This is a genomic window from Parabacteroides leei (assembly GCF_023369805.1).
GTDB lineage: Bacteria > Bacteroidota > Bacteroidia > Bacteroidales > Tannerellaceae > Parabacteroides > Parabacteroides leei.
On sequence record NZ_JAMBQG010000010.1, the window covers coordinates 198,353 to 213,026 of the forward strand.

The 14,674-nt window shown below is 42.9% G+C and carries 7 protein-coding genes and 1 pseudogene; 6 read left to right on the forward strand and 2 right to left on the reverse strand.

Going from position 1 to position 14,674, the window contains the following annotated elements; translation table 11 throughout:
* The first annotated feature begins 100 nt into the window (after positions 1–100).
* Positions 101–1,669 (forward strand): sulfatase family protein, encoded by a 1,569-nt coding sequence (locus tag M1P97_RS15495; RefSeq protein WP_195371821.1) that lies wholly within the window; start codon positions 101–103, stop codon positions 1,667–1,669.
* Between the two features lie 107 nt (positions 1,670–1,776).
* Here M1P97_RS15495 and M1P97_RS15500 read toward each other — a convergent pair whose 3' ends face one another.
* Positions 1,777–2,613 (reverse strand): hypothetical protein, encoded by an 837-nt coding sequence (locus tag M1P97_RS15500; protein WP_249389548.1) that lies wholly within the window; start codon positions 2,611–2,613, stop codon positions 1,777–1,779.
* A gap of 79 nt (positions 2,614–2,692) precedes the next feature.
* Between M1P97_RS15500 and M1P97_RS15505 the strand changes: the two genes are divergently transcribed.
* Positions 2,693–4,123 (forward strand): CCA tRNA nucleotidyltransferase, encoded by a 1,431-nt coding sequence (locus M1P97_RS15505; protein ID WP_195371823.1) that lies wholly within the window; start codon positions 2,693–2,695, stop codon positions 4,121–4,123.
* 130 nt (positions 4,124–4,253) lie between these two features.
* Here the strand turns inward: M1P97_RS15505 and M1P97_RS15510 are convergent, their stop codons facing one another.
* Positions 4,254–4,589 carry a helix-turn-helix domain-containing protein gene (locus tag M1P97_RS15510; protein WP_249389549.1) on the reverse strand — a complete coding sequence of 112 codons (336 nt, stop codon included), beginning with the start codon at positions 4,587–4,589 and terminating at the stop codon, positions 4,254–4,256.
* 557 nt (positions 4,590–5,146) lie between these two features.
* Between M1P97_RS15510 and M1P97_RS15515 the strand changes: the two are divergent.
* The 4 genes and pseudogenes from M1P97_RS15515 (at position 5,147) to M1P97_RS15530 (ending at position 14,659) form a co-directional block, all read left to right on the forward strand.
* Positions 5,147–8,194 (forward strand): annotated as a pseudogene (locus M1P97_RS15515) (SusC/RagA family TonB-linked outer membrane protein).
* 12 nt (positions 8,195–8,206) lie between these two features.
* Positions 8,207–10,141, forward strand: coding sequence for a RagB/SusD family nutrient uptake outer membrane protein (locus tag M1P97_RS15520; protein WP_249389550.1), 1,935 nt, complete (start codon positions 8,207–8,209; stop codon positions 10,139–10,141).
* Between the two features lie 221 nt (positions 10,142–10,362).
* A complete protein-coding gene (locus M1P97_RS15525; RefSeq protein ID WP_249389551.1) occupies positions 10,363–11,529 on the forward strand; it encodes a Gfo/Idh/MocA family protein in 1,167 nt (388 codons plus the stop codon).
* A gap of 31 nt (positions 11,530–11,560) precedes the next feature.
* Entirely contained in the window at positions 11,561–14,659 is a 3,099-nt protein-coding gene (locus M1P97_RS15530) for a glycoside hydrolase family 2 TIM barrel-domain containing protein (RefSeq protein ID WP_249389552.1), read from the forward strand.
* Positions 14,660–14,674: the final 15 nt, after the last annotated feature.

The following is a 14,674-nucleotide window of genomic DNA, read 5'->3' on the forward strand; positions in this document are numbered from 1 at the left end:
ATTAGTCCGTTTACCAGGAATTGTATTAAAAAAGTGAGGCGCAGTAAGTCTGTGCCTCGCTTTGCTTATTCGAATTATTAATTTTTCAAACGTCAGCGATATGAAATCAGGTTTACTCTATTCATTAACGGGTACTGCGGCTTTGCTATCTGTGACTTCCTGTTCCCAGAAAAAAGAAAAGGAAGATGTAAAAAAGCCTTATAATATTGTCTATATTATGACGGATGATCATACGGCACAGATGATGAGTTGCTATGATACCCGTTATATCCGCACACCGAACCTGGACAGGATCGCTCAGGATGGCGTAAGGTTTACCAACAGTTTTGTCACCAATTCGTTAAGCGGTCCGAGCCGTGCATGTATGGTGACAGGAAAATTCAGTCATAAAAATGGTTTTACCGATAATACGAATTGTGTTTTTGACAGTTCGCAGCAGACTATGCCCAAACTGCTGCAGAAAGCCGGCTATCAGACGGCGATCGTAGGAAAGTGGCACCTGGAAAGCCTGCCGACCGGATTTGATTTTTGGGAAATTCTGCCGGGACAGGGGGATTATTATAATCCGGATTTTATAACCTCTGATAACGATACGATTCGTAAACAGGGATATGTGACGAATATCATCACGGATATGAGCATCGACTGGATGCAGAACAAACGGGATACGGGCAAACCATTCTGCCTGTTTATTCATCATAAGGCGATCCATCGTAACTGGATGGCTGATACCTGCAACTTGGGTCTGTATGAGGACAAGACTTTCCAGTTGCCTGATAATTATTACGATACCTATGAAGGGCGTCTGGCTGCGGCTACACAGGAAATGAGCGTAATCAAGGATATGGATCTTATCTACGATCTGAAAATGCTGCGTACGGATAAGGATAGCCGCCTGAAAAGCTTATATGAAAAGTTTTACGGACGTATGGATGCGGAACAGAAAGCCGTTTGGGATAATTTCTACGATCCGATCATAAAAGACTTTTATGCCAGGAATCTGAAAGGCAAGGAGCTGGCTGAATGGAAATATCAGCGGTATATGCGTGATTATGCCAAGACCGTTAAGTCGTTGGATGATAACGTTGGCCGCGTACTGGATTATCTGAAAGAAAATAACCTGTTGGAGAATACGCTGGTGGTCTATACTTCCGATCAGGGGTTCTATATGGGCGAACATGGTTGGTTCGATAAACGTTTTATGTACGAGGAGTCTATGCATACCCCTCTGATAATGTGTTTACCTGCCGGTTTTGATAAGCGGGGAGATATTTCGCAAATGGTTCAGAATATCGATTATGCTCCTACATTCCTGGAATTGGCCGGTGCTGAAATTCCTGCTGACATACAGGGCGAATCGCTGTTGCCTTTGCTGAAAGGGGAGAATCCGGAGGATTGGCGGACTTCCATGTATTATCATTTCTATGAATATCCGGCGGAACATATGGTTAAACGGCATTATGGTGTGCGTACCGACCGTTATAAGCTGATCCATTTCTATAATGATATCGATAGCTGGGAGTTGTTCGATTTACAGAATGATCCTCATGAAATGAATAATGTGTATAGTCAAAAGGAATATGAACAGGTTGTAAAGGATATGAAACAGGAATTGCTCCGATTGCAGGAGAAATATGACGATCCGATCCGATTGACGCAAAATCGATAATGACGAGATTAAGCTAAAGGGGTTGTCTAAAAAGTCACTCATTTGTCCTGGAGAAGAGTCAAAAATACTTTTTAGACAGCCCCTTTTTATGGGATTATGATAAATCTTTAATTTTCCGTGTTACTCTCCAGTTTATTCTTCAGATAAGCGATTCTGTTTGTCGATTTATCCTTTTCTTTTATCAGATTTTCCAGATCGCTTAATACTATTGCCAGATCATAAGTTGCTGCGATCGCTTTTTTGTCGCCATCTGCAATATATAATGTATAAGGTTTACCACCTGTATATTCTGCTTTGATACGTTCTTTTACGTTTGTGGCGATAAACTTGGCAGCATCAAGACCTTTTTCACCTTTATAAGTAACAACCTCGGTTGTCTTTCCCAGATCCTTGAAACGGTAATTTACTCCACCGTCGTAAGCAATCGAAGCAGTTTCGGCAAACTGACCGTCCGGCGTACTGACTTTTAATCCTGTATGATTGATCGGTGTACCGCCATAGAAAACGCTGGCAAGATAGATTTCGCCTTTTTCATTAACTCCGCTACGGATATAACAACGTTGAACGTTCCGTTCTATCGTCTGTTGTTTCCAGATATAATTCCCGATTTCTTCGTAGACACTATCTTTTTCGAAAGCGAATCCTTTTTTCAAAGTCTCGGCTTCTTCTATTTTAATAGGGAGCAAGCTGTCACAAAATGCAATAGTCCGTTCCGCCTCTTTTAATTCAACCTGGCGCATCAGGGCCAGACCTTCTTTCAAAACCTTGTATTCTTTTGGGTAGAGAGCACGCAGACTGTCTATTTCGCTTTTTGCAGCGAAGAATTCATTTCTTTCGTACATGCTTCTCGCATTATCCAGTCGGGCTTGTGCCTCTTTCTCCGTTTGGTTGCATGCAGCCAGGGTAATGGCGGCAAATGCGATACATATTGCTGACTTCTTCATGTTGTTTAGCTTATTCGTTCTGTCTGCAAAGATATATTTTTTATCTTTGCAGTCTCAATCAGTGAGATAAATAAAGCGAATGTATATAGATCAGGAAGATATTTTAAATCATATATCGGCTAAGCCGTTCCACATAATATCAGAGGCTGCAGACGAGTTAGGTGTTGAAGCTTACGTGATTGGTGGTTACGTCAGGGATATTTTTTTATACCGTCCTTCAAAAGATATAGATGTAGTTGCAGTAGGCAGCGGAATAGAATTAGCAAAAGCAGTAGCTAATAAGTTGGGTAAAAAGACACATTTATCCGTGTTCAAAAACTTTGGAACGGCACAGGTAAAATCCGGTGACCTGGAGATTGAGTTTGTCGGTGCCCGGAAAGAATCTTACAGCCATGACAGTCGGAAACCAATCGTGGAAGACGGTACGCTTGAAGACGACCAGAACCGGCGCGATTTTACGATCAATGCGTTGGCTTTGTGCCTGAATAAAGACCGTTATGGAGAACTGGTGGATCCTTTCGGAGGTTTGGATGATATGGATAATCTGATTATCCGTACGCCGCTCGATCCGGATATAACCTTCAGCGATGATCCGCTGCGTATGATGCGTGCTGTCCGTTTTGCATCTCAACTAGGCTTCTTTATCCATCCCGACACGTTCGATGCGATCGAGCGTAACAAGGAACGAATCTCCATTATATCTAAGGAACGGATTGTGGATGAGTTGAATAAGATTGTACTTTCCCCCAAGCCTTCTGTCGGTTTTGAACTTTTGGATAAAAGCGGATTACTACAACTGATATTCCCTGAATTATGTGCACTGAAAGGCGCAGAAACGAAAGAAGGGATCGGACATAAGGATAATTTTGCTCATACATTAATGGTATTAGACCGTCTGAGCAAAACAACAGATAATTTGTGGCTTCGTTGGAGTGCAATCTTTCATGATATAGGGAAGCCGGCCACCAAACGTTTTGATCCTCGTTTGGGCTGGACGTTCCATAACCATAATTTTATCGGTGAGCGTATGCTGCCGGGAATTTTCCGTCGTATGAAGCTACCGATGAACGAAAAGATGAAATATGTCCAGAAAATGGTGACTCTGCATATGCGTCCCATTGCGTTGGCTGATGACGAGGTGACGGACTCGGCTATCCGCCGTCTTCTTTTCGATGCCGGAGACGACATAGACGATTTGATGAAGCTATGCGAAGCAGATATAACCAGTAAGAACCCGGAGAAAGTGCGTCGTTTTCTCAATAACTTCCGTTTGGTTCGTGAAAAGCTGGCTGAAATAGAAGAAAAAGACCGGGTGCGGAATTTTCAGCCTCCTGTTTCCGGTGAGGAGATTATGGAAACATTTGCCCTTCCTCCTTCTCAACCTGTAGGAGTGTTAAAAGAAGCCATCAAAAATGCAATCCTGGATGGTGTAATACCCAATGAATACGAGGCAGCCAAACAGTTTATGTTGGAACGGGCGGCAAAGATGGGATTAACTCCGGTAAAATAATTAATATCCGTAACTTAATTGTTCTACTTTTATATAAAGGATTACGAAATGTGATCTATAAATAGTCAGAGTCGGCTTTCTTATTCGAGAGGTCGATTCTGACTATTTTTATTTTCCGGAAGAATAAAGACTACTTTCCTTTTAATAACTCTGTCGCTTGATCTCCGAAGACGATTTTTAATACTTGCTCTTTTTTGTCGTTGTCTAACTTGATTTGTAAGACAGTTTTTGCTGATATATTATTGTCTCTACTCAAGACGTATTTTTCATGATATGCAATAATATCTATTACTGATTCTTGCAAAGCATTTGCAATTTGTAATAATGTATTATACTTTAACTCCCGTTCACCGGACATGATAAGACTGAAGCCAGCCTGTTTTATTCCAATCTGACTGGCTAGATATTCTTGGGAATACCCTTTATTCCTGCGAATTGCGTCTATATTTCTTAATATATCGTTCATGTGGGCAATTTAACATTTGTGGTTTGAATAAATAAGCGATCTCTGTAATAAAAAATTGCACTTTTATTTGCTAATATAACAAAATGCAATATCTTTGCCGTTGTGATATTCTTAATTCTCTTAATAGACTGTTTGTTCCCTTTTTGAAACATTTCGCTATTAAGTCTAATTGTTAACCAAATTTATTTGAATATGATATTGATATATAATGTGTTGTGATTATCGGAAAAATAGATTTTCCGATATTGGAATGAACGGGCCAATTATCTTTGATTGTATAGCTTGTTAAAATTGTTCTTGTGGTATCTCCGTAATAAAGATTGCACTTTGTTAAGTTATGGGGAAGACAAAATCTAAGTTTTTATAATTCACTACTATTCATTTTAATATTGATTGCCTATGATTATGAATTTTTAAATCCAATGTTTAGAATCGGATATGTAATAGTATCCATTGTGTTTTTTAACCTTATATTCATTTAATAACAGACAAAAATGAAAGAATCTATTTTAGATGTACATTTAGAAAAATGTCGTGCTAAAAGCAATTTACTCAGAATGTTAACCTTATTGCTTTTTGCATTATGTACGACGACTGTATTTGCTCAACAGAAAAATATCAGGGGAACTGTTATCGACGCCTCAGGTGATCCCCTTATTGGTGTAAATGTTTCTGTAAAAGGAACTACGATCGGTATTATAACCGATATGGATGGTAAATATCAACTGGAAGTACCGGCTAATGCTACACTTGTCTTTTCTTATATCGGCTACCAGACGCAGGAGATTGCGGTAGGTACTCAATCATCGATCAATGTAACATTAAAAGAGGACACTCAGAAACTGGACGAGGTTGTAGTAGTAGGTTATGGAGTACAGAAAAAGGTAACGGTTACAGGTGCTGTCGCCAGTGTATCGGGGGAGGAGCTGAAAGCGTCTCCGACGACCAACTTGTCAAACGGTATGGTCGGTCGTATGCCTGGGGTCATCGGCTTTCAAACAGCAGATGAACCGGGCGGTGGTGGAACAACAATCCGTATACGTGGTACTAACTCTCTTGGTAGTAATGATCCGTTAGTTGTAATCGATGGTGTGCCTGATCGTGATGGAGGTATGAACCGTTTGAATCCGACTGAAATCGAATCTATTTCAGTTTTGAAAGATGCCGCTGCCGCTATTTATGGTGCTCGTGCTGCTAATGGGGTCGTTTTGATTACGACAAAGCGTGGAAAGGAAGGTAAGCCGGTTGTTTCATTCAATGCAAGTGCCGGTTTCTCGAAACCGACTCGCTTACCAAAGATGACGAACTCCTATGAATATGCTACAATGCTGAACGAAGTGCTTCCGGGTTCTTTCTCTGATGAACAAATCGAAGGCTTCCGTACACACGCTGATCCATGGAAATATCCGGATACAGATTGGTTTGGTGAAATTGTTAAACCTGCTTCTCCTCTGTATCGGGCTGATATAGGTGTATCCGGAGGTACGGATAAAGTTAAGTATTATGTCAACTTTGGAGCCAATGGCGAAGACGGTCTGTATAAAAACTCCGCTAACCGTTATGACCAGTATAGCTTGCGTACAAACCTGGATGTTAAAACCAGTCAGTATGTTGATTTCCAGATTGGAGCTACTGCCCGTTTGGAAGATACCAAATATCCGGCCAAGGGAGCTGGTGATATCTTCGGTAGTGCACGTCGTACCCGTCCGGATCAACCGGCCTGGTGGCCGACAGGCGAGCCCGGCCCGGCTATCGAACGTGGTGATAATCCTGCCGTAACAAGTACGGATCTGGCAGGTTTCGACCATTATAAAAACCAGTATATCCAGAACAACTTGGCTGTAAATGTCAAAATACCCTGGGTTGAAGGCTTGACGTTACGTGGTAATGCTTCTTATGATATCCATTTTATGAATCGTAGAAAAATGCAAAAACCGGTTTACTTGTATTCTTGGGACGGAGTGAACGAAAGCAGTGAAGGATTGAATGCCTCCAAGCAGTGGATCGATGCACCGACATTAGAGCGTAAGCATACCGAGCAACTGGGTTGGATGCTAAACGGTTTGATCGACTACAATCGCACATTTGGACAGCATACTCTCGGTGTAACGTTCGGTATGGAAGGGTAAAAAAAACAATATGAGGAGACTTTAGCTTATCGCCAGGGTTTTATCTCTGATAGTAAACCTGAACTGAATCTTGGCGGTGAAGAAGGACAAATGGCAAACGGTTACTCCTGGAAAGAAACTCGTTTGAACTATTTCGGTCGTGTGTCTTACAACTATTTGGAACGTTATTTATTTGAGTTCGTTTGGCGTGTCGACGGTTCTTACCGTTTCCCTAAAGATGAACGTTACGGTTTCTTTCCTGGAGTATCGTTGGCATGGCGTGCTTCTGAAGAGGGATGGTGGAAGGAGAATATTCGTTTCATAGACTACTTCAAGTTACGTGGTTCTGTTTCGCAGACCGGTAATGACGCTCTTGTGGACTCAGATGGTAATTATGATCATTCTATTCAATATTTGACGACATATGCGTTCAATAATGCCGGTACGACATTTGGGGGAATTGAGAATAAACGTCTATATCCAAGCCGTACTCCAAACCCGAATATCACATGGGAGGTAGGAACAACTTACAACGTTGGGCTGGATCTTAAATTCTTGCAGAATCGTTTAAGTTGGGAAACGGATATCTTCTATCACAAACGTACGAATATGTTGATATCACGTAATGCATCCCTGTCGGAAATCACAGGTATTACTCTACCTCGTGAAAACTTGGGTGAAATGAAGAATCGTGGTTTCGAATCTTTAGTCAGCTGGCAGGATAAGATCGGTCAGGTAGAATATGGGGTTGCTTTGAATATGACTTATGCAAAAAACAAGATCACTTTCTGGGATGAAGTACAGAACGTGCCTGAATATCAGTTCTCGACGGGTAGACCCGTAGGTAGTCGTAATTTGCTGTACTATGTAGCGGATGGCATTTTCCGCAACCAGGCTGAAATAGATGAGGCGAGGGCTAAGGGACTATTATACTCTGATAATACAGTTCCGGGTGATATTCGTTTTAAAGATATGAACGGGGATGGTAAAATCGACGGTTTGGATCGTGTTCGTCCGGACAAGAACCAGGAGCCGCGATTCGTAGCCGGTCTGACGCTGACGGCTAAATGGAAAGGTTGGGATGTGATGTTGTTGTTCCAAGGGGCAACAGGTGCTCAGGTTTATATCGAAACCTGGTCTGGTCTGGTCGGAAACTATCTAAAGAGTGATTACGAAAAGCGTTGGACACCGGAGAATCCGAACTCGGAAGGTCCGCGTGCATGGGATCGTGAAAACCAATACTGGATTAACAATGATAATACATATTTCCTGAGAAACGCTGATTATTTGCGCCTGAAAAATGCTGAACTCGGTTATACTTTCCGTTTCGAGGGATTGAAGAAAGCGGGTATTTCAAATTTACGCCTCTATGCGAATGGTAGTAACTTGTTTACTATTGATGGTGTAAAGGACGCCGACCCGGAACAACGTGATGGTAGTATCGGTGGCTATCCCTTAAGAAAAATTATCAACTTCGGAGTTCAAGCAACATTTTAAAACGTAATTATTATGAAGACGAAACTAAAATATATTTGTCTTTCGGCAGTAGCCGGACTGACATTTTCACTCACTTCATGTTCGGACTTTATGGAACTGACACCGGAAGACCAATATGACGAAACAGCCGTTTGGGCGGATGCGGATTTGACTAAAAGCGTTGTGAATGATGTCTACTCGTATGTATGTGACATCGCACAAGAAGTGAATACTTCTGCCTGGTCGGATGATGCTTTCTTTACGCATGTATATGGATGTCGTGATATAAACGAAGCTACCGTTTCCCCCAGTAATCTGGCTGCTTATGATCGTGATGACTGTCCATTCAAATGGAGTAAACAATACAAAGGTATCTATCGGGCCAATCTGGTACTGGAGAATATCGACAATGTGCCTGAAAAAACAGGTGTAGACCTAAATGTTTTGAAAGGGGAAACTTATTTTCTCCGGGCATATATTTATACGGAGCTTCTCCGTGGCTTCGGTGGGGTACCTATTGTAGATAAGGTGTACTCTATCGAAGAAGCTGCCGATCTGAGCTTGTCGCGTGCGAATGTCGCTGAGGTTATGGATTTTATCCTAAAGGATATAGAGCTGGCTGTTAGTTTGCTTCCGGAAGAACAAACCGGTGCAAACTTGGGGCGTGCAACGAAGGGGGCTGCCAAAGCTTTAAAGGCTCGTGTATTGTTGCACGTCGCCAGCCCGTTGTTTGCGGACCGCTCTGTCAATACGTTGGAATGCAACCAGTATAAAGGCGATCGCCAAGCTTTGTATCAACAGGCTCTGGATGCGGCAAAAGAAGTGATCAATCATGGCACTTATTCGTTGATTGACTGTAATGCAGGTACAATCAAGGAAATTGCAGACAATTTCCACAAAATCATTATCACAAACAATGATGAAACGATCTGGGCAAAACAGTATGTAAATAAAGATCAGAATGCTGACAACTGGGTTCGCAACCGTGTTGCCTTATTACATGGTCCGAACGGTTACCACAACTGGGCTGGAACTGCTCCTACACATGATTTGGTCATGGCGTTTGAAACAGAAGACGGAACGTTTCCAAACACTTTGCTAAAAGAAGGAGATGAAACGACTGTAAATCCGTATACAAACCGTGAACCTCGTTTTTATGCGACAATCGGTTATGACGGAGCAGAATGGGGGCGTCCCAGAGCTGCCGATGGTGCTGTGTTTGATGCCACTCCGCTGGGTAATTTGCAGTTCGGTTATTATGAATTAAGTAGCGGTGGTTCAAAAATCGATGCCATACAATCTGTGGATGACGAGAATAGTCCGATCAAAACACAGTCATTTAACGGAATGGTTGGTGTAGATACCCGTATGTCGCAGATAGAAAACTGGAACGGTACGTATACGGGCTATTTGGAAAAGAAATTGATTGATGGTACTGTTTCTGCGACTGAACATAATTTCCAGACCAATCCGATGCCGTATATTCGTTTGGCCGAAATGTACTTGGTTGCAGCTGAAGCCTGCATTGAACTGAATAAGCTGGATGAAGCGTCTACTTATCTGGATGCACTCCGTGGACGTATCGGACGTCCGGATACAAAGGCTACTTTATCCGTTCGTGGACAGACTTTCAATCAGAACGACTTACGTGAGTTTTTACGTCGGGAACGTCGTGTTGAACTGGCTTATGAAGAATCCCGTTATTATGATGTGCGTCGTTGGATGATCGCTCCGGAAGCAGGCAGTAAAAAATTGACAGGTGTCACTATTGTAGGCCGTCTGAAACCAGGCAAGACTGCAACGTTACCTTATGTACACGATGAAGACGTTTATAACTATACCTGGACTGTTCTCAATCTGAACTACATCGAGAAACGTAAATGGGATAACAAAATGTATTTTGCTCCTATCAAATTGGAGGAGACATTACGAAATCCGGCATTGGAGCAGAATCCGGGTTTCAAATAAGGGTATAGAGGTGTATTGAATTATTATGGCACGTTGATCGCGCAGGTTCTCTGTGGTATCAGCGTGCCATGTATTATACAATTGAATAGGTAAAGGATGTGGGGGTATAGCTGTTTATAGATCAATATCAAATATTAATATTACGAAATTTATTGTACATATTACAGCATTTTGTAACTTTGGGCAATCTCTCAATTCGTAATTTGTAAAATAGTATTATCATGAAAAACAGAAAGCTAAGAATGGGTATGGTAGGTGGTGGAAGCGATGCTTTTATTGGAGCTATCCATCGTCGTGCGGCCTTTATGGACAATCAGATTGAATTAGTTTGCGGATGTTTCAGCGTAGACCCTGAAATTTCTAAAAGTTCCGGACTCTCTTATTTCCTCCCGGAAGATCGTATTTACAGTACTTATCAGGAAATGTTCGAACACGAAATGACTTTGCCGGAAGGCGAACGGATGGATTTTGTTACGATCGTAACGCCTAACCGCTGGCATTTCGAACCGGCTATGATGGCTCTGGAAAGAGGCTTCCATGTTGTGGTGGACAAGCCGATGACCTTCTCATTGGAAGAAGCGAAGCAACTACAGAAAAAAGTAGAAGAAACCGGGCTGGTGCTGGCTCTTACCCATGTGTATTCCGCTTATCCTGCCGTGAAAGAAGCGAAAGCCCGTATCGCCAGAGGTGACCTGGGTAAACTACGCCGTGTGTATGTGGAATACCTGCAAGGATGGCTTTCCGACCGGATCGAACTGCAGGGGGGGAACAATGCCGGATGGCGTACGGACCCTAAACGCTCGGGCAAAGCCGGCTGTATCGGGGATATCGGTACACATGCCTGGCATTTGAGTGAATATATAACCGGTCTTAAGGTACAGGAAGTCTGTGCCGACCTGAATGCTTTTGTGCCCGGACGTCCGATCGATGATGATGGTGCCGCTTTCATGCGCTATGAGAACGGGGTAGTAGGTACGCTGACCGCTTCACAGGTTGCAGCCGGAGAAGAAAATAATATCCGTATCCGTATCTATGGAGACAAAGGTGGTCTGGAGTGGCAGCAACAGGAACCGAACACCTTGTTTGCCAAATGGACCGACAAGCCGACCGAAGTGATCCGAATGGGAAACAACGGATTTATAAGCGATACGGCCAAGATGAATACCCGTACACCGGGCGGTCATCCGGAAGGTTTCATCGAAGCATTTGCCAATATATACAGAAACTTCGCCCATACTGTAATGAGTATTAAGAAAGGAGAACAGCCTTGTGAAGAATGCCTGGATTTCCCGACTGTATACGATGGCGTAAGAGGTATGCAATTCATTGAAACAATGGTAGAAGCCGGTTACAATGACAATCAAAAATGGCAGAAGTGGGTCGATTGATCAGACACATATATTGAAAACCTAATATCAAATGAAATTAAAAATGCTAGCTTGCTGTTGTTCCTTAATCGGAATGACAGCATTCGCTCAGAAGAATGAGTGGAAGGATCCAAACGTTAATGAGGTAAACCGTGTTCCGATGCATACCAATTATTTTGCGTATGAGACAGAGGATGCCGCGTTGAAGGGATGCAAAGAATCATCAGGGAATTTTATGACCTTGAACGGAACCTGGAAATTTAACTGGGTACAGAATGCGGATGCCCGTCCGACTGATTTCTACCAGGTGAACTTTAACGACAAAGGTTGGGCGAATATGCCCGTTCCGGGGGTATGGGAACTGAACGGTTTCGGTGATCCGATCTATGTAAATGTAGGATATCCATGGAGAAACCAGTTTAAGAACAACCCTCCCGAAGTTCCTGTAGAAAATAACCATGTCGGTTCATACCGGAAGGAAATAATTATTCCGGCAGACTGGAAAGGAAAAGAAATCTTCGCTCACTTCGGTTCTGTGACCTCCAATATGTATCTGTGGGTGAACGGACAATATGTAGGATATAGTGAAGACAGCAAACTGGAAGCCGAATTCGATCTGACCAAATACTTGAAACCCGGAAAGAACCTGATCGCATTTCAGGTTTTTCGCTGGTGCGACGGGACTTACCTGGAAGACCAGGACTTCCTGCGTCTGTCGGGAGTAGGACGCGATTGTTATCTATATACCCGTAATCCGAAGTATATCCAGGATATCCGTGTAACTCCGGATCTGGATGCACAGTATAAAGATGCTACATTGAATATTGCATTGAATCTGAAAGGTAGCGGCGTTGTCGATGTGAAACTGTTGGATAAACAAGGTAATTCGGTTGCAACAACTACACTGAAAGGATCTGGTAAAGTTTCTGCCGATATGGCTGTTGCCAATCCGTTGAAGTGGACGGCTGAGACACCGAACCTGTACACTTTGGTTGCTACATTAAAAGATGGTAGTAAAGAACTGGAAACAATACCTGTAAAAGTCGGTTTCCGTAAAATCGAACTGAAAGGTGGTCAGATCCTGGTAAACGGACAACCTGTCTTGTTTAAGGGAGCAGACCGTCACGAAATGGATCCGGACGGCGGTTATGTGGTATCACGCGAACGCATGTTGCAGGATATCAAAATAATGAAAGAATATAATCTGAATGCCGTTCGTACTTGTCACTATCCGGATGCAAACCTGTGGTATGACTTGTGTGATGAATACGGTATCTATGTAGTGGCTGAAGCCAATGTGGAATCTCACGGTATGGGATATGGTGAAGAAACACTGGCTAAGAATCCGCTGTATGCCAAAGCACATATGGAGCGTAACCAGCGTAATGTACAGCGTGGGTTCAACCATCCGGCTATCATCTTCTGGTCGTTGGGTAATGAAGCCGGTTTCGGACCGAACTTCGAAGCTTGTTATACCTGGATCAAGAACGAAGACAAGAGCCGTGCCGTTCAGTACGAACAAGCCCGTACGAATGAGTTTACAGATATCTATTGCCCGATGTACCTGGGATATGACAGATGCGAAGAATATTGCAAAGGTAATATCGACAAGCCGCTTATCCAATGTGAATATGCACATGCGATGGGTAACTCGCAAGGCGGATTTAAAGAGTATTGGGATCTTGTACGCAAGTATCCGAAATACCAGGGTGGTTTCATCTGGGACTTCGTAGATCAGTCATTGCGTATGAAGAATAAGGATGGCGTAGAGTTTTATGGTTATGGCGGTGACTTCAACCGTTATGATGCAACAGACAACAACTTCCTTGATAATGGTTTGATCAGCCCTGATCGTAAACCGAATCCACATATGCATGAAGTAGGCCATATCTATCAGTCAATCTGGGTTACACCTTCTGATCTGGCCAACGGCGTAGTGAATGTGTATAATGAAAACTTCTTCCGTGATTTGAGCGGTTACTATGCAGAATGGGAATTGCTGGCAAACGGTGAAGTTGTCCAGACCGGAATGATCAAAGACCTGGAAGTTGCTCCGCAACAAACCAAGTCAGTCAAATTGAATTACAATACAGAAGGTATTTGTAAATGCAAGGAACTGCTGTTGAATGTAGCGTTCAAACTGAAAAAGGCTGAAACAATGCTTCCCGCCGGGTATACAGTAGCTAAGAATCAATTGGTGATCCGTCCGTATGAAGCTCAGGAATTGAAGCTGGCTAATGTTGAAAAGGTAAATATCGCAACAGTTATTCCTGTTATCAAAGAAAACGATTATAATTACCTGATCGTTTCAGGCGAAAACTTCCGTATCGAATTCAATAAACACGACGGTTTCCTTTGTAAATATGATGTGAAAGGACAAGCTATGATCGATGAAGGCGGTAAATTGACACCGAATTTCTGGCGTGCTCCGACCGACAACGACATGGGTGCCGGTCTGCAGAATAAATATGCAGCCTGGAAACAACCCGGTTTGAAACTGACTTCTATGACCAATAAGATTGAAAATGGTCAGGCTGTCGTAAATGCGGAATATACAATGGAGGCAGTTTCTGCCAAACTGTATATCACCTATACGATCAACAACGAAGGTGCTGTGAAGGTTTCGCAGAAGATGGTTGCCGATAAGTCGGCAAAAGTATCGGATATGTTCCGTTTCGGTATGCAGATGCAGATGCCGGAAGAGATGGCGCGCATTAAATACTACGGACGCGGCCCGTGGGAAAATTATTCGGATCGTAATAATGTAACCGACCTGGGTCAGTTCTGTCAGACAGTGGACGAGCAGTTCTATTCTTATATCCGTCCGCAGGAAACCGGGACAAAGACTGATATTCGTTGGTGGAAACAAACGAACAAGGGTGGCAATGGTTTGATGTTTGTAGCTGAGGCTCCGTTCTCTGCTTCTGCATTGAATTATTCGATCGAATCGCTTGACGACGGTGTACAGAAAGACCAGAGACATTCGGAACTGGTTCAGAAGGTAGACTATACTAATTTGTGTATCGATAAGGCGCAGATGGGATTAGGCTGTGTGAATAGCTGGGGAGCACTTCCTCTGAAAAAATATCGCCTGCCTTATGGAGATTATGAGTTTACTTTTATTATGACTCCGGTTCAGTCGAATTTATAAACTGAAAATTATTAA